Source organism: Prochlorococcus sp. MIT 1307, from assembly GCF_034092395.1.
Taxonomy (GTDB): Bacteria; Cyanobacteriota; Cyanobacteriia; order PCC-6307; family Cyanobiaceae; genus AG-363-K07.
In genome coordinates this window covers 1,195,293-1,212,641 of record NZ_CP139301.1, presented here as the reverse complement: position 1 = coordinate 1,212,641, position 17,349 = coordinate 1,195,293, and the positions used below count along the sequence as shown (strand labels likewise).

The 17,349-nt window shown below is 39.8% G+C and carries 15 protein-coding genes; 7 read left to right on the top strand and 8 right to left on the bottom strand.

Annotated elements, in window-relative coordinates:
- Positions 1–132: 132 nt before the first annotated feature.
- Complete coding sequence (def, locus tag SOI82_RS06295; RefSeq protein ID WP_320666608.1) at positions 133–735, bottom strand: peptide deformylase; 603 nt, start codon at positions 733–735, stop codon at positions 133–135.
- Between the two features lie 65 nt (positions 736–800).
- Between def and SOI82_RS06290 the strand changes: the two genes are divergently transcribed.
- On the top strand, positions 801–2,762 hold the full coding sequence (locus tag SOI82_RS06290) for a S9 family peptidase (protein ID WP_320666607.1): 1,962 nt from the start codon (positions 801–803) through the stop codon (positions 2,760–2,762).
- Here SOI82_RS06290 and SOI82_RS06285 read toward each other — a convergent pair.
- The 4 genes from SOI82_RS06285 to sufB all read right to left on the bottom strand — a co-directional run bounded on the left by SOI82_RS06285 (position 2,759) and on the right by sufB (position 7,550).
- On the bottom strand, positions 2,759–4,015 hold the full coding sequence (locus tag SOI82_RS06285) for a SufS family cysteine desulfurase (protein WP_320666606.1): 1,257 nt from the start codon (positions 4,013–4,015) through the stop codon (positions 2,759–2,761). The genes SOI82_RS06290 and SOI82_RS06285 overlap by 4 nt on opposite strands.
- Positions 4,015–5,247 carry a Fe-S cluster assembly protein SufD gene (gene sufD / locus SOI82_RS06280; RefSeq protein WP_320666605.1) on the bottom strand — a complete coding sequence of 411 codons (1,233 nt, stop codon included), beginning with the start codon at positions 5,245–5,247 and terminating at the stop codon, positions 4,015–4,017. The genes SOI82_RS06285 and sufD overlap by 1 nt, the downstream gene beginning before the upstream one ends.
- A 2-nt stretch (positions 5,248–5,249) precedes the next feature.
- Complete coding sequence (sufC, locus tag SOI82_RS06275; RefSeq protein ID WP_320666604.1) at positions 5,250–6,044, bottom strand: Fe-S cluster assembly ATPase SufC; 795 nt, start codon at positions 6,042–6,044, stop codon at positions 5,250–5,252.
- Between the two features lie 63 nt (positions 6,045–6,107).
- Positions 6,108–7,550: a Fe-S cluster assembly protein SufB gene (sufB, locus tag SOI82_RS06270; RefSeq protein ID WP_320666603.1), complete on the bottom strand. Its 1,443-nt coding sequence runs from the start codon at positions 7,548–7,550 to the stop codon at positions 6,108–6,110.
- A gap of 442 nt (positions 7,551–7,992) precedes the next feature.
- On the opposite strand from sufB, the gene sufR reads away from it, so the two are divergent.
- The 5 genes from sufR (at position 7,993) to SOI82_RS06245 (ending at position 14,681) form a co-directional block, all read left to right on the top strand.
- The gene (sufR, locus tag SOI82_RS06265) at positions 7,993–8,649 is read left to right on the top strand and encodes an iron-sulfur cluster biosynthesis transcriptional regulator SufR (protein WP_320666602.1); all 657 of its coding nucleotides are present in this window, start codon (positions 7,993–7,995) and stop codon (positions 8,647–8,649) included.
- Complete coding sequence (locus tag SOI82_RS06260) at positions 8,639–9,013, top strand: hypothetical protein (protein WP_320666601.1); 375 nt, start codon at positions 8,639–8,641, stop codon at positions 9,011–9,013. Before sufR ends, SOI82_RS06260 begins: the two co-directional genes overlap by 11 nt.
- A gap of 285 nt (positions 9,014–9,298) precedes the next feature.
- Positions 9,299–10,423, top strand: coding sequence for a DUF4912 domain-containing protein (locus tag SOI82_RS06255; protein ID WP_320666600.1), 1,125 nt, complete (start codon positions 9,299–9,301; stop codon positions 10,421–10,423).
- A gap of 252 nt (positions 10,424–10,675) precedes the next feature.
- The gene (locus SOI82_RS06250) at positions 10,676–12,337 is read left to right on the top strand and encodes an alpha-D-glucose phosphate-specific phosphoglucomutase (RefSeq protein WP_320666599.1); all 1,662 of its coding nucleotides are present in this window, start codon (positions 10,676–10,678) and stop codon (positions 12,335–12,337) included.
- A gap of 139 nt (positions 12,338–12,476) precedes the next feature.
- On the top strand, positions 12,477–14,681 hold the full coding sequence (locus tag SOI82_RS06245) for an AAA family ATPase (protein ID WP_320666598.1): 2,205 nt from the start codon (positions 12,477–12,479) through the stop codon (positions 14,679–14,681).
- Between the two features lie 4 nt (positions 14,682–14,685).
- On the opposite strand, the gene SOI82_RS06240 is transcribed toward SOI82_RS06245, so the two are convergent.
- Positions 14,686–15,321: a 4'-phosphopantetheinyl transferase superfamily protein gene (locus tag SOI82_RS06240; RefSeq protein ID WP_320666597.1), complete on the bottom strand. Its 636-nt coding sequence runs from the start codon at positions 15,319–15,321 to the stop codon at positions 14,686–14,688.
- Between the two features lie 32 nt (positions 15,322–15,353).
- Here SOI82_RS06240 and bcp point away from each other — a divergent pair, with 32 nt between their 5' ends.
- A complete protein-coding gene (bcp, locus tag SOI82_RS06235) occupies positions 15,354–15,821 on the top strand; it encodes a thioredoxin-dependent thiol peroxidase (protein WP_320668362.1) in 468 nt (155 codons plus the stop codon).
- On the opposite strand, the gene SOI82_RS06230 is transcribed toward bcp, so the two are convergent.
- Together SOI82_RS06230 and SOI82_RS06225 are read right to left on the bottom strand one after the other, a co-directional pair.
- The gene (locus SOI82_RS06230; protein WP_320666596.1) at positions 15,796–16,560 is read right to left on the bottom strand and encodes a type III pantothenate kinase; all 765 of its coding nucleotides are present in this window, start codon (positions 16,558–16,560) and stop codon (positions 15,796–15,798) included. The two genes, bcp and SOI82_RS06230, sit on opposite strands and share 26 nt — an antisense overlap.
- Positions 16,518–17,303, bottom strand: coding sequence for a phosphoadenylyl-sulfate reductase (locus SOI82_RS06225; protein ID WP_414153490.1), 786 nt, complete (start codon positions 17,301–17,303; stop codon positions 16,518–16,520). The genes SOI82_RS06230 and SOI82_RS06225 overlap by 43 nt, the downstream gene beginning before the upstream one ends.
- Positions 17,304–17,349 lie beyond the last annotated feature (46 nt).

Below are 17,349 nucleotides of genomic sequence, written 5' to 3'. Positions count from 1 at the left end.
TGCTGAAACTTTTCATACTGAGCTCTAAAAGATCAGACTTTTTTATTATCTATTTGCTCATATCTGGATGAAGAATCTATTCAGAAACTCAAAAGACGAATTTTTAATCTATTAATAAGATAATTCGAAATCTTAAATAGATCTGACGTCTTCACTTTTAAAGCCATGTTCTTTTAATTCAAGATCTAGTTCTTCATGGTTCGAGACTCTGTCCACAAAAAGAACACCATTAAGGTGATCAATTTCATGTTGTATACATCTTCCCATCAAACCATCAGCATTCATTTTTTTCGGTCTTCCCATTTCATCTCGGAAACTCACTTTGATAGATGCAGGCCTAATAACATCCATATAAACCTCAGGGATACTTAAGCATCCTTCTTCGTATGTTTCTAGCGTTCCACTAGATGAAATGATTTCTGGATTAATCAGTATTAGTGGTGGATTTGTGGGGTCCTCGAGATCGAGATCAATAACCAATAGTTGTTTGTCAATGCCTACCTGTGGAGCAGCGAGTCCAATCCCTTTGGCGGAGTACATGCTTCTTAACATATCTTTTATTAATTCCCTGATGGATTCATCTACTTTGCTAATACGACGTGCTGGCTTCCGTAAAACTCTATTTCCAAGCGTATGGATTGTTAGCGGAGGTGTTGCAAGTGGCTCCTTAGAAACGGCTATTGAAGCCTTTTTGTTTTCGGCATTTCTTGCCAATCCAGCAAAGCTTCGAGCCAAGGAGTTTTCTCATTTATTAGCACTATGAGTCTAAGCATGTGTGCTAGCAGTTTCGTATTTGATCGATGAAAAAGAACGCAAATAAGCTTCAGCACTTCTCAGAAGCATTTACACCTCTCAGTGCAGAACAAGTTCTTAGCCAAATATCAACGCTTAGGGAGCCTCGTGTAATTGGTGACTGGGTGCTTTGGTTAGAGCAAAGACCTAATGAGGGAGGACGTACAACGGCTTTGATTAGGCCTTGGGGCGCTTCAGATTCATCGGGACAGGAGTTAACTCCTGTCCCGATGAATCTGCGAAGCAGAGTTCATAGTTATGGAGGAGGTGCTTTGGCCTCTTTTTGCGAAGGTAATAAGTTGTTGCTGGCTTGGATAAATGATACGGATTGCTCTCTTTATGTTCAGACTTGGAAAGTTCTTGCCCAATCAAAACAAAAGCAAGGGGTTTGGTGGGGTTCATTGCATTCGCCCTTAAGTCTTACTTGTCATCAGGATTATTTTCTTGCAGATGGCTTGATTGATTCTTTGAGAAGAAGGTGGATAGGTGTAATGGAAAAAAATGGTAGAGATTTTTTAGTTAGCTTTGCGTTAGATAAAGAACATCAACAACCCCAGGTTATTTATCGCCCTAAAGATTTTGTAGGTTATGCAGTATTGAGCCCTGATGGAGATCAGTTGGCGTGGATTGAATGGCAAGCACCTTCAATGCCTTGGGATGTTAGTCAGCTGTGGGTGGGTCGTTTCAATGATGCAGGTGAAATTATTGAACGACAATTGCTAGCTGGAAGTACTTCAGAGAATTTAAAGTCAAAATCAGTTTTTCAACCTATATGGTTGCCATCTGGTGAGCTTGTAGTTGCAGAAGATAGCAGTGGGTGGTGGAACTTGATGATGCTTGACCTAAAGAAGGACTCTGGAGTTGCCCCTTCATGGGAACGTTGTTGGAGCATGGAATCTGAAAGTGCTATGCCTCAATGGGTGTATGGAATGTCAACTGCAGCAGCAGCTGGAAAAAATATTGTTAGTGCTAGTTGTGTTAATGGGAGTTGGCAAATTTATGTGTTGAGCCGTGATGGCCTAATCAGGACGTGTGAGCAACCTTTTGATGATATATCTGGGATACATGCTGAGGAAGAAAGATTAGTCGCTATTGCTAGTAATTCCAAAAAAGAATCGGGTCTACTGGAAGTTCATTTAAGTGTTGGCAGTTGGCTGCATACAACCGTAAGAGATCCGGTTTTGGAAGAATCTCAAATTAGTATTCCAGAGCCTTTTTGTTTTGAGGGTTTTCAGGGCCATTTAACGCATGCTTGGTATTACCCTCCCCTTAATTCGGATAGGTTGTTACCGCCACTTTTAGTGAAAATTCATAGTGGCCCGACTGGGATGGCAGGCAAAGGTTTAAACCTTGGAATTCAATTCTGGACTTCAAGAGGTTGGGGAGTGGTTGATGTCAATTACGGTGGTTCTACTGGTTTTGGAAGGGCATATCGTGAACGATTAAAGGGAGGTTGGGGGAAAGTGGATGTCTTTGACTGTGCAGCAGCAGCAAGGGCTTTGGTATCTGCAGGGAAGGCAGATAGTCAATTGTTAGCAATTGAAGGAGGGAGTGCAGGTGGCTACACGACGCTGGCATGTTTATGTTTTACAGATGTTTTCAGAGTGGCTGCGTGTCGTTATGCAGTAAGTGATCTCATATCTATGAATCAAGAAACGCATCGTTTTGAGGCAGGCTATCTTGACTATCTTTTAGGACAATGGCCCGATGAACGTGCAACTTATTTAGATCGATCACCTTTGCAGCATGCGGAGAAAATCAATTGTCCTGTTATTTTCTTTCAGGGCATGAAAGATCAAGTGGTGCTTCCTGATCAGACGGTAAGGATTGTAGATGTCCTCAGAAATAGAAACATACCCGTTGAAATGCATACTTTCGCTGAAGAAGGTCATGGTTTTCGAGATAGTAGGGTTAAGATCCATGTACTTGAAGCTACTGAGAAGTTCTTTAGGAAACATTTAGGGATTTAACTATTGTTTTTAAGAAAATTAATAGCAGAGGTAAGTTCTTCTATAAAGAAATCAATTTCATTAATTGTTGATGTAAAACTAATACTTGCTCGAGCAGTAGCATTTATCTTGTAATAACGGTGAAGAGGTTGACAACAATGATGACCACTTCGTATGCATATACCATTTGCATCTAACAGTTCAGCTATATCATTGGCATGGATACCTTCTACACTAAACGTGGCAAGAGAACCTCGCTTGGGTTGTCTCTCTGGCTTAGGTCCAAAGATCCGCACTCCGTTAATAGAATTTAGGTTTTCAAAGAGGTATTCAGTAATATTTTTTTCCCATGAATGAATATTTTCTAGGCCAATTTTTTTTAAATATTTTAGTGCTTCACCCATTCCAATCGCTTCTCCAACTGCTGGTGTACCAGCTTCAAATTTATGTGGTAATTCAGCCCAAGTACTTTTATCAAGAAATACTTCTTGAATCATTTCACCTCCTCCTAGAAATGGAGGCATATTTTCTAGAATTTCTTCGCGAGCCCATAGGAATCCTGCACCAGTAGGACCACACAATTTATGAGAAGAACCAGCCAGAAAATCAATATTTAGTGCTTGCACATTAATTGGTGTATGAGCAAGGCTTTGGCATGCATCGATTAATATCATTGCTCCATAAGAATGAACCATTTCTGTGATTTCGGATATTGGATTACAACATCCCAGTGTATTACTGATATGAACAAGACTTACTAAGCGGGTTCGAGGGCTTAGCTTCCTCTGGAGATCTGCAAGGTCTAATTCTCCAGACTGGGTAATACCAACATGACGGAGTATGCAACCTGTCCTCTGAGATAACTGTTGCCAAGGTACAAGGTTGCTGTGATGCTCCATCAATGAAAGTAAGATTTCATCCCCTTCTTGAAGTTCTTTATCTCCCCAAGATCGAGCAACAATATTGATTGCTTCTGTTGCGTTGCGAGTAAATAAGATCTCTTTGGGTAATGATGCACCTATAAAGCTGGCTGTGATTTCTCTAGCTTCTTCAAATGCTTCTGTAGCTCTTGCACTTAATTGGTGTGCACCTCTATGAACATTTGCATTGTTATAGCTGTAGTAATTTTTTAAGGCTTCAATTACTTGAGAAGGTTTTTGACTGGTTGCAGCATGATCTAAATAGATAAGCTTTTTTTGATTATTAGAGCCATTGCGAAAAAGTGGAAAATCCCTGCGGGTTATTTCTGCAAGTGTTTGTTGTTTGTTCGCCATTAATTTATACTTTCTAAAATCTTTTTTAGGATGTTCCAGCGATTAGCATTCATTGGAAGGGCATCAACAATTTCTTGGCAATAGCCTTTTAGAAGTAACGAAGTGGCTTGCCTGGAATCAATTCCTCTACTCTGAAGGTAAAACAGTTCATCTTCTTGAAGTTGACTGATAGTTGCACCATGAGAACATTTAACATCATCAGCTACGATTTCTAATTCAGGCTTTGTATCGATTCGAGCATGCTTGGACAACAATAGATTGCGACTTAATTGAGAGGCATTTGTTTGTTGGGCAATTTGTGGGACCTTAATTGCACCATTAAAAATCGAATGTGAGTTTTGACTTGCAGCAGCCTTATGTAATTGAGAAAGGTATCCGTTAGGCCCCTCAAAACGAACTAAAGAGTGAGTAGCTATTTGTTGCTCACCAGTTGATACTTGTAGACCTTGTAATTTTGTTTTTCCTTGACCTTTTAATTGGATTATTTCTGGCTCTAATCTACTTAAGAACCATCCCTGCTGGATTGAAGTTAATGAATATTTGCTGCCAGCCTCTTGCTTTACTGAAAGATGTGCTAAACAACTTGCATCGCCACCTCCTAGAGCAAGAAAACCGTGATTCAGTTCTGCATTTTTAGCCAGATGAATTTCTAGAATATGGCTATGAGCTGAGTTTTCTGAACCAAGAGCAACTTGCAGTAATTGCAGACTTGCTGACTCTTCCATGATGATTATCACTCTGGTAGGCGTAAATGTATTTTTTTCCGATGGCATTACTAACTCAAGAGAGATAGGGTTTTCGCTGCCCACTTTTATTGCTAGTACTTGATTTGTAGTGGCCTGGTTAATGTCTATTAGCCAGTTTTGGTTCCTAGAATTTTTGTTCAGGGTACTTACTAGATGTTCTTCAATTTCTTTACTAGTTAAACTTCTTACTCCAAGCGGGAGTTTTATTGACTCATAGCTTTGTTGTGGGCCTAAAACTATGCGAATACTTCCATTGGTTTGTTCAGGCCATGAGTCAGATTTGGTGGTTGATTTGAATTGTTTCTCTGGCGAAAGTGGAAGAGTTAGAAGGTTTTCTAGACGTTTTAGATCGGTTAATCGCCAGGCTTCAAGATCTCTTGTAGGTAGATTTTTTTTGAAGAGCGATTCTCTCCCACATCTTTGTATATTTTTGAGGATACCCTTTGGAGAGGGAAGTCCATTGACCCATTGATTAGTTAACACCATTATTAATTGCTCTCCATACTCTGTTCGGTTATAGGACTATCTATCCAGTCATAACCGGCTTGTTCCAATTCAATGGCTAGTTCTCTTCCACCAGTTTTCAGAATCTTTCCTGCTGACATCACATGAACAAAGTCAGGGGTTATTTCATTGAGTAGTCGTTGATAGTGGGTAATAAGGAGTGTAGATGTATCAGGAGTTGCAAGTTGATTTACTCCTGAAGCAACTATTCGTAGAGCATCGATGTCCAGACCTGAATCGGTTTCATCGAGAATGGCCATTGTTGGCTCTAGCAAGGCCATTTGAAGGATTTCATTGCGTTTTTTTTCTCCTCCAGAAAACCCTTCATTTACACAACGCTCTAAAAAAACTTCATCCATTTGGACTACTTTGAGCCGCTCTTTAACAAGATCTTCGAACTCAAAAGTGTCGAGTTCTTCTTCGCCACGACTTTGTCGGCGAATATTAGTTGCTACTCGTAGGAACTCTAGATTGCTCACGCCTGGAATTTCGATTGGATATTGAAAACCAAGAAAAATGCCTATTCGAGCTCTTTCTTCAGGGTCCATTACGAGTAGGTTTTGCCCTTCAAACTTGATTAACCCTGAAGTCACTTCATAAGCAGGATGGCCAGCTATTACTTTTGAGAGAGTGCTTTTCCCGCTCCCATTTCGTCCCATTATGGCGTGAATTTCACCAGCATGAATTTTTAGGTTGACTCCTTTTAGGATTGGCTGATCTTCTACATTTGCATGCAGATCAGAAATTTCAAGAATTAGCTTGGCGTCTTTGCGTTTCACTTAAGGGGAAAAAATCTAGGAGAAATAGAACAAATGTTGAGGAATTAATTGGATCTATACAGATCAACCAACAGAACCCTCCAGCTTTAAGGCCAGAAGTTTGTCAGCTTCGGCAGCAAATTCCATGGGAAGTTGATTGAAGACATCTCTACAAAAACCGCTAACCATCATTGAAATTGCTTCTTCAAAACCAATACCTCTACTCTGTAGGTAGAACAATTGATCCTCTGAGATTCTGCATGTACTTGCCTCATGTTCAATATTGGCTAGTGGTTGTTGAGATCGAATGTATGGATACGTGTTTGCGGCCGCTTTATCGCCAATTAACATGGAATCGCATTGACTATAATTTTTCGCGCCACTAGCTTTTGGACCAATTTGAACTAATCCACGATAACTATTACTAGAGTGACCAGCACTTATTCCTTTACTCACAATAGTTGATTTAGTATTTGCACCTACATGAATCATCTTGGTTCCAGTATCGGCCTTTTGCAGATTGTTGGTTAAGGCTACAGAATAAAACTCTCCAATTGAACCTTCACCTTGAAGAATACAGCTTGGATATTTCCATGTAATTGCTGACCCTGTTTCTACTTGAGACCAACTAATTTTGCTATTTCTTCCTCTACAGTGACCTCGCTTGGTTACGAAATTATAAATTCCACCAACTCCTTTTTCATTGCCTGAGTACCAATTTTGAACTGTTGAATATTTAATGGAAGCGTTGTCCAATGTGATTAACTCCACTACGGCAGCATGTAGAGTATTTGTATCAAACATAGGCGCAGTACAGCCTTCCAAATAACTTACCGAGGAATGTTCTTCTGCAATGATTAATGTGCGCTCAAATTGACCTGTGTCGCCTGAATTTATCCTAAAATAAGAAGATAACTCCATTGGACAATTAACACCTTTAGGAATAAATACAAAAGAACCATCACTAAATACCGCTGAGTTTAGCGCTGCAAAGTAATTATCATTGCTTGGCACTACGGTTCCTATATAAGATTTAATTAAGTCTGGGTATTCATTAACTGCTTCACTGATTGAGCAAAAAATAACTCCATGCTCTGCAAGCTTTTCTTTATAAGTTGTTGCTATAGAGACACTATCAAATACAGCATCTACGGCAACATTAGATAAACGTTTTTGCTCGCTTAAGGGAATCCCTAGTTTATCGAAAGTTTCTAACAGTTTTGGATCAACTTCGTCAAGACTTGTTTTCTTCTTATTATTTTTAGGAGCAGCGTAATAAATTATCTCTTGATAATTAATAGGCTTGTACCCTAGATCTGCCCAGTTTGGCTCTTCCATTTTAAGCCAGTTCTTATATGCCTTTAGACGAAAATCAAGAAGAAATTGAGGCTCTTGCTTTTTCTTTGATATTAGGCGAATAACATTTTCATCTAACCCTTTAGATATTTTTTCTGTTTCTATATCAGTAATAAATCCATACTTATATGGTTGTGAAATGATTTCATCAACTTGGTTTGGACTTTTCATGATATTAACCAATTAAATTTCAATCGAGAGATTTTGGCGGTGTTTAGGAGCTCTAGATATAGTCTTACAATCACTATCTCCAAAGGGATGGTCATGATCGCTTTTGCTTAGTGTCAGCTTTGAAATTCGTTTCAAGGTCAGAATTTTAGGAGTGGAACATTTTTTGTGAATTAACTTCTGGCATAGACGTCTAGAAAAAGGACATCCTTGCATGAATAAACAGTATGAAGCTTGTACTGCTATCCAATACGAAACAGGTTCGTTTCGTATTGGATAGCCTAGTCCACAGCCTCTACATGCTTAGGGCTTTTAACGTTGCTTGTTTAAGATTGAGGAACAAGTTCGTATTGGTCTGTCTCATAAATCAGATGTAAATTCAGTTGGCGCCTAAGATTCAATTTATTTAGCAGGTTTTCATGGTTTTGCAGGCTCATTACATCTCATGACCGCAGAAGCCCAAAGGAGTACTCGTGAAGGCACTTTATCCTTGCTTTTGAGGCAGGGGAAAGCAAGTGCAGGCAATTTGGCTGAATGTCTAGGGATTTCTGTTCAGGCTATGCGGCGTCATCTGCGCAGCCTTGAAAGTGATGGTTTTGTGGAATTTACTGCGATTTCAGAGGGCCCTGGACGACCTTCTAATTTATGGAAACTAACAGCACAAGGAGATAATTGCTTTAAAAATGGCAATGGTAGTGAGCTATTTGCACTTGATTTATTGGCCTCAATCGAAGCCAAAACTTCTAAGGAAGGCATGACAGAAATACTCTATGAACAGGCAATAGATAGAGCAGTTAAATATCGAGATAAGATTGGCTATGGACCCTTAAAAGATCGCTTAAAGAAATTGATTGAATTACGTCAGCAAGAGGGATATTTGGCTGATTTACATTTATCTAATGATGGATCTAGCTGGTTTCTGAATGCATTTCATTGCTCTGTAAGAACTATTGCAGAACAATACCCTATTGTTTGTGATCAAGAATTACATATGATTCGCAATATTTTTCCTGATTGTGACGTTCAACGTGTGCAGTGGAGACTAGAAAGTGGTCAGTCTTGTGGATTTCAAGTGACTTCTTTGCAACCTGATGCTGAATAAAAAAATTTTGGCTGATAGTCCATTGAGTTTGGAAGAAATAAGGAAAATAGATGCAACAGATCTTCCAATGCGTGAACGCCATTATTTGCGTTTGCTTGCTCATTGTCTTGCATGCTTCAAAGCAATGGCTCATGAGTCCTCACGAGGTGCTCTTCCTTCAGAGCAGGAAAGATTGCATTGGCTTTTGGCTCAGCCAGTCTTGGTTGATGAAAGTGCTTTTGCTAATGACTTACTTGAGCAGTTTGAAGTTGCAGCTAGGATTTTGGAGCAATTAGCGAATGAATACAGGCTGTCTCCTTTGGAGCTAACACTTGATGAGTTAATTAATTCGAGTCTTCGAACTAGGCAGCATGGTCGCGATTGATTATTCCAAAATTACTTGCTACCAGTTTCAGCAAAGTGAAGGAAATTTGATTCGAGTTGCTGGTTTTCCTTCTTTCCCTGCGAGAATTTGGCTTAAAAAAGCTGATTTGCAGACTATGTGCTGAATACCCCCAGAAGCCTTTACTTCCAATCGATTAAGCCTGTTTTCTTAGATGGCCTAATCTCGTTGTGGAGTCAGTAGATGCTGACCACAGCCTCTATGAAGCAACGGAAATAAGAAATACATAAGATACTGATCCCGAACAAAAACGGAATTTTTGAAGTCGTGACCCAAGAGCAAGATTCCCTGGCACGCCAAACACTCCGTCAGCTTCGAAATAAGGCAAGTGATTTGGGAGTCCCGTTATATAGCCGCAAAAGTAAGGCTTTGCTTATTAAGCAGATAGCTGCCTATCAACGAAAACTTCAGGAGCAAGAGGAGAAAGCAGCTCAGCAATTTTGGCGGGTTCCTGATAAGTCTTCTAGAGGTAATGATTCCTCTCAATCCAAGTCAGGCATCACGACACGTGTTGTTTTTCTACCTAGAGATCCTGAATGGGCATATGTCTTTTGGGAGATATCAGACTCAGATCGCAAGAGGGCGCAATCTCATGGTGCGAGTAGATTATGCCTGCGCTTGTCCGATTTGACTGGTATTTGCGATGGCACAGCTCATCGTCAAACTCTGCAGGAAGTTCCTGTTGATAGCCATAGCACCGAGTGGTATTTACCGATTCCAATGAGTGATAGAGATTACCGAGTAGAACTTGGCTATCGTTCTGGTTCTCGTTGGATTTCTCTAGCATTTTCATCAGAGGCAAGAGTGCCTTCTCTGTATCCCAGTGACCAGATCCTTGACCAGTTTGTTCCTTTTAGTTTGGAAGCTCCTGTAATTAGTTTTGCAAATGACACTAAATCTTCTAATTCTTTATTAGCTAATGACGAAAGAGATAGAGGATTACATGAACGTCTCTATCAAACTGCTACAACCAATTTTCAAAATAGTCGAGTTGGCTCTGAGCAATTCCAAGGTTTTATGAGTGGCCAGAATCAAGGTCTTAATGATTCAGGGGTAGGTTTGTGGGCTAGTGGGCGCAATGAGTCAGGTTTAGGAGGTGTTAAACCCAGAAACAATAAGCGTTCATTTTGGCTAGTTGCTGATGCTGAACTTGTTGTTTATGGCTCCACTGACCCATCAGCAACAGTGACGATAGGAGGTGAAGTTGTTCAACTTTCAAGTTCAGGTACTTTTAGATTACAGGTTCCTTTTCGTGACGGTAATCAGGAATATTTGATTGAAGCAAAAGATTCAAGTGGACAGCAAATGAGAAATATAACTATGAAATTCGAACGAACTACCCCTGAGGATAACACTAATCCAAATGATACGAATCAAGATGAGTGGTTTTGATTCAATACCTAATTATCTATAAATAAATGTTGCGTTTATTTATAGCTATAACGCCAGTTTTAGGGGTAATTTTTTTGCCATTAATTATTCCATTCGTGATTTCTTGGTTTGGTATTGCTCCTGGAATTTTAACTGCTTTGGTTCTATCGACACTTTGGTTCATTATCATGTTGCGTACATCAGAGATGCCTCATTGAAACTTCGTATCTATTCTATTTTCTATGTATAACTACCTCTAAAAAAAATTAACTAATGCAGAGCCTAGCTTTCCCTTCGAATAACAGTGTATACAATGTGCCCATCAGCACGTCATTCACGGATCAGAAACCGGGTACTTCTGGTTTGCGAAAGAGTAGTAAACAATTTGAAGTTCCTAATTATTTGGAAAGCTTTATAGAGGCCATTTTTCAAACTCTTCCAGGAGTTGAAGGTGGAGTATTAGTGCTAGGTGGAGATGGTCGTTATGGGAATACTAGAGCTATCGATGTAATCCTTCGCATGGGAGCAGCTCATGGATTGAGTAAGGTGATCACAACTGTTGACGGGATACTTTCTACACCAGCCGCTTCCCACCTGATCAGAAAAAATAATGCAATTGGAGGCATTATTCTTTCCGCTAGTCATAATTCAGGTGGGCCAGATGGTGATTTTGGGGTAAAGGTTAATGGTGCTAATGGTGGTCCTACGCCTGAGTCGTTGACGGATAATATTTACAAATGCAGTAAGTCTTTGCAGGAATATAAGATTCTTGATCATTCTCCAATATCTCTTGATTCGATAGGAAAGTATTCGATTTCTGCCATGGAAGTAGATGTAGTTGATGGGATTGAAGACTATATATCTTTAATGCAAAAACTCTTTGATTTTGATCGAATTAAGTCTTTTATAAGTCAAGATTTTTTGATTGCTTTTGATGCACTTAATGCGGTTACAGGACCCTATGCAAAGCGTTTGCTAGAAGAACTGCTTCATGCTCCTATAGGAACTGTTAGAAATGGCGTACCGTTATCAGATTTTGGAGGTTGCCATCCTGATCCTAATCTGACTTATGCAAAAGAATTGGCGAACTTGTTGCTTAATGGAAATGAATACTCTTTTGGTGCTGCTTGTGATGGTGATGGAGACAGAAATATGATTTTGGGTAGAGGATGCTTTGTTAACCCCAGTGATAGTTTGGCAGTACTAACTGCTAATGCTAATTCTGCTCCTGCTTACGCTGGAAGTTTGGCTGGGGTAGCACGTTCAATGCCTACTAGTGCAGCTGTTGATGTAGTAGCTCAAGACTTAGGAATAAGTTGCTTTGAAACTCCAACAGGGTGGAAATTTTTCGGAAATTTGCTGGATTCTGGCCAAATCACACTATGTGGTGAGGAAAGTTTTGGAACTGGTAGTAACCATGTTCGTGAAAAAGATGGACTTTGGGCAGTTCTTTTCTGGTTGCAAATACTTTCAGATAAGCAATGCTCAGTTGCTGAGTTAATGTCATTACATTGGAAAAGATATGGACGTCATTATTATTCTCGACACGACTATGAATCAATCTCTAGTGATGTTGCTTATGAACTCTATCAACGGCTGGAGTTGAATCTTCATAAATTGATTGGCAAACCCTTTTCTAATACTGTCGTTAGTCATGCAGATAATTTTAGCTACAAGGATCCAGTCGACTCCTCGGTAACTGAGGGACAAGGGTTGAGGATACTTTTGAACGATGGCAGCAGAGTTATACTTCGACTTTCAGGAACTGGTACACAAGGAGCAACCTTGAGAGTGTATTTAGAGCGATATGTTTCACCTGATGGGAATCTTAAGCAAAACCCTCAAAATGCACTTTCTGATTTAATAAGAGAAATCGATTCTTTGGCAGAAATTACTAAACGTACAGGTATGAATAAACCAACTGTGATTACTTGATATTGAAAATTTTAGAGATAAGTGCATTGGATGGTTTGTATCTGTTAATGATGATTATTTGATAAGGCTAGTATCGATGTTTAGATTTTTTCTTTATGAATATCTATTTTAGAGAGAATAAAATGCAATTTTAATAATATTGGCAAAAGATCTTTTCAATTATCAGGGTGACCAGGTACTTCAGCGGCATGCACCCCTGGCCGAACGTTTGCGTCCTAAAAGCTTAGATGAATTTCTTGGCCAGAAAGCGATCTTGGCTGAAGGGCGTCTTTTGCGCAGAGCCATAGCGGCTGATCGAGTGGGTAATTTGCTTTTACATGGGCCGCCTGGTGTTGGTAAAACTACTTTGGCCAAAATTATTGCAGTAAATACTCGTTCTCATTTCACTATTCTCAATGCTGTGTTATCCGGAGTAAAGGAATTGCGTTATGAGATTGATGCAGCCAAGCAGAGGCTAGAACGGCATAATCTTCGTACTATTCTTTTTATTGATGAGGTTCATCGTTTTAATAGTGCTCAGCAGGATGCTCTTTTACCTTGGGTAGAGAATGGTACGGTCACCCTGATAGGTGCAACTACAGAAAATCCATATTTTGAGGTTAATAAAGCATTAGTTAGTCGCTCTAGGTTATTTCGGCTACAACATCTTGAGACAGAGGATCTTCATAAGCTAATTGAACGTGCCTTAAGAGATAGAGATCATGGGTATGGCGATCGAAAAGTCACAATTACTGATGATGCTGCAAGTCATTTAGTAGATGTAGCTAATGGGGATGCACGTAGCTTGCTTAATGCTCTTGAATTGGCAGTAGAGAGCACGCCAAAAGATTTAAAAGGATGTATTCAAATCGATTTGTCTATTGCGGAGGAATCGATTCAAGAGCGGGCAGTTCTTTATGACAAACAAGGAGATGCTCATTTCGATACGATCTCTGCTTTTATTAAATCTTTGCGAGGTTCAGATCCTGATGCTGCCTTATTTTGGTTGGCTCGGATGGTTGAAGCTGGTGAAAATCCCAGGTTTATCTTTCGTAGAATGTTGATTGCAGCAGGAGAAGATATTGGTTTAGCAGATCCTCAAGCAATTGTTGTTGTTGAAGCTTGTGCAGCGGCTTTTGAAAGAATTGGTTTACCTGAAGGGCTTTATCCATTAGCAGAGGCAGCTCTGTATTTAGCTTCCACAACAAAAAGTAATAGTGTTCTGGGCTTTTTTGAAGCTCAAAAAACAGTTCGTGCTGCCCAACGCCAGGAAGTTCCAAGCCATCTTCGCGATGCTCATAGAGATAGAGATGCTTTTGGCGATGGTTTTGGCTATCGCTATCCTCATGCGTTTGCTGAACATTGGGTAGCACAACAATATTTACCGAAAGAACTTCAGGGAGAAGTGTTTTGGAAGCCCAGCAAAGAAGGATGGGAAGGGAAACGTCGAGAAGTAATGATGGAGCGAAGAGCTGTTCAATTAGCTGTAGCTCTTGAAGTTGATGAGGAAAATTCTTTATTAGTAAGCAGTGGACCTGAGACCCCGCAGTTAGAAAGATGGTTAAAGCGTCAACTCTCTCAGGAAGGGAATCGCCTGAAGCAACTTTTAGACAGATTGTGGGCGGGAGTTATTTGGCAGCGTAATGACCGTGTTTTGGTGATTGCCCGATCGATTTTGTGGGCACTGACGCCTCTTAGAGCTGTGCCAGAAGGCGGAGTGAGTGTGTTGGGTGGTGCTGCAAAAGATTTATCTCGATTATCTGCAGAATTGAATCTTTTGGACCCAATTCAACGACCACACTTAATGGAAAGTAATTGTAAATCGCTTTACAAATTACCTAGTGATTTGCACTTTGAATGGGTTGGAGGAAGGCTGCATAGTTCTGATGTGATAGAGGAATATTTTGATGATTTTTGGGAAGCGATTACAAGAAAATGTACCCATAATACGGGTTTAAGATTGTTAGTGAGTTATCCAATGATGGGACCAGCAGAGTCTCTTCGCGCTGTTCTTAATATTAGTGAAATGACTACTTTAGAAATAGACCTCTTTAAAAAATTAATTAATTTAGAGAAAGGATGGTTGACTTCACAGCAGAATCATTCCTTTATATTTTCAAAACTAGAAATCATGGGCTGGACTTTAGAAAGAGAGGAATGGGAGGAATCTTTGAAATTGAAGCTTGATGAAGTAATTGAATTGCGTTGGTTTTCAAAGGGGAGTAAATATAGGAATTTTTTGGGTAAGGAAATAGCAGAAAATGATATAAATCTTTTGCATGAAATTATGAAAAAGTTGAAAGGATGTGAGGTCCCTCAAAATGTAATTCATCAAAGAATAATTGGAAGATTATGTATATCTTGATTGATTAAGTCTGGCTGTATTCAGTACAAATAATTGGAGGGATTTTCTGGTATCTCTTCTCAAAGGCTACTGCCATATTCCATAACCTATGCTTAATAAAGTGTACTCCCAACTTATAACCTTTAGATTGATGAGTTGCCTCATGTGAAAGTTTGCAGAAATTCCATTCTGCTATATCTGCAGAAAGTCGCCCTCTTTGCCATTTGATAGCTGCTTCTTTGATTAGCCATTGTTTGAGGACAGCAGCACGAAAACTGTTTCCATGAAGATTTTTTAGGCTTTCATTGTCTTTCGCAGAAAAATACCGCTTTGTTATTAAATCAGCTTTGAAATTTCTGTCTGCTCTTTCTATGTCTACTCCAATTCTGTATAGAGACCAACCAATAAAAAGTCCATCGCAACAATGACTGAAACTTACATTTCCCCAGCCTTCGTCAAGCACTGGAACATCTCCGGGAGGTGCATGTAAGGGAATTTTTAATGCTGGTACGTTCCATATTTGGGAAAGTGCTTCGCGAACGTAGCCTCTGGAATGTTGGTATTGCTTAGAACGCTTTGCAGGTAGTTGATAGGCCCATTCTGTTTCTGTCTTTGTGATTGGTTTTAGAGTAGCTGCCATTGGAAAGAACCAAAGCGCCATTACGCTTGGCTTACTTGCTGCAATTGTTGGTAATGACGCTACAAATTGGGGATCCTGCACCAGACTTCACTCTGCCTAACCAGGATGGTATTTCAGTAAGCCTTTCAAAGCTGAAAGGTCAAAGAGTTGTGATTTACTTTTACCCCAAAGACCAGACTCCTGGATGCACAAAGGAGGCTTGTAATTTCCGTGATTGTTGGGGACTCTTTGAGGCCAATCAAATAACAGTGCTAGGTATTAGCAAAGACAATTCTTTATCCCATCAAAAGTTTATTAGCAAATATCATCTTCCTTTTTCTCTATTAACAGATCCAGAGCCTTGCCCTGTGGCAACTTCCTATGAAAGTTATGGACTTAAAAAGTTCATGGGGCGAGAGTATATGGGCATGAAAAGACATACTTTTGTCATTGATTCAACAGGTAAAATAGAACTAATTTACTTCAAAGTGAAAGCAGCTAGTATGGCAAATCAGATTATTCAAGATTTGGATTTGGCTTAACTTCTTTTTGCAAATCCACCATCCCCTCCAGTACAAGATCAGGCTGGTGGATTACATTTGTGTTCCTTTTCTGTAGTTCTTCTATAAGTAAAGGTGAATCACCTCCACATAACCATAGGGGAATATTTTCTTCTGTTGCGTTTATTGCTTCGAGAATAGCGCCTATTAATGATTGAAGGCTTCCTCTTTGCATAGCTTCAGCTGTTGTGAAAGGAAATAATGGAATCCGAGTTAATCCTGGACCTGGATTATTCAGGTTTTTGGTTCCAACTGCCATAGCAGCTAGTTGCAGATTTAACCCAGCAATTAACTGTCCCCCTGCAAATTCACCTTTTGAAGTTATCCGAGTCAGGCTTAATACGGTTCCTGCATCAGCAACTAGTAGACCTGAAGAATTGATGCCTGTTAATTGTGTTTTTTTGAAAGCTCCCCAACCAGCTAGTGCTCTATCAATTCCCAACCAAGAAGGTAATTTTTTTAAGGGAATATCTTTGAGCTCTAGACGGTTGGCAGGATTTAATTGAATTTCTTTCGGAAGATGTCCAACTGAAGCCCATTTTATTAGTGGGGTCTCAAGAGATACGATTTTTTCTGGTTCAGGTCTTGTATGTAAGAAATGCCACCTGTCACTTCTTTCTATGGCCCAATGCCATCGACTATTCCCAATTAAAAGACAACATCTTATATCTTTTCCTGTCAAATCCCTTCTCCCATAATGCCTTGAACGTGTATTCCACATTCTTGTTTTAAACCTCCAAATCGAGTATCCCTTCCTTGTGTTTTGTTTCCTTCGGGACTACTAGAGTGCCAGTCTCCAACAGTGGAGTAACCCTTTTCAAATAGAGGATGTTGAGGTAAAGAATTTTCTTGCATATAATAAAAAATATCTTTTTGACTCAATTCGAGAAGAGGCCTTAATGAAAGGCGTTCACGAATAGGGTCTAGCAAAGTCATTGAACGACGATGTTTAGTTTGTCCACCTCTCACTCCACTAGCCCAACACTGAACGTTGTTATCTAATAAAGCTTTCTCAAGTGGCTTTACCTTACGTATAAGATGATATTTTTCTATATCATCAATTGAATTAGTCTCCCAAAGTTTTCCATATAAAGCCTCCATTCTTGCGGGTGAAATTGGACTTTGAATGACTTTTATGTTTAATTCAAACAGCTTGGTGAGTTCTTCCGCATAGCAATAAGTTTCGTTAGGCAAGTACCCTGTATCAATCCATATCACTGGTATCTCTGATCCACCTTTCATGGCGTGGAGCATATGCAGTAATACAGCTGATTGAATGCCGAAGCTTGTTGTGAGGGCAAAGTTTGAACCAAATTTCGCGTAGGCCCAGGCAAGTCTTTCCTCAGGTCGAAGACTACTTAATTGTCTCCTGGCTTCTTGAAGAGGGATATCAAGCATTCCGGAAATATCAGCTCCTTCAGTGGAGCTGGTTTCAGTAGGTTGCTGTTGGGATCCGTTAGTCATGTATCAATCATCCAATGTTTCAGCGTTTTAGAGCTTGTTTAAGCCT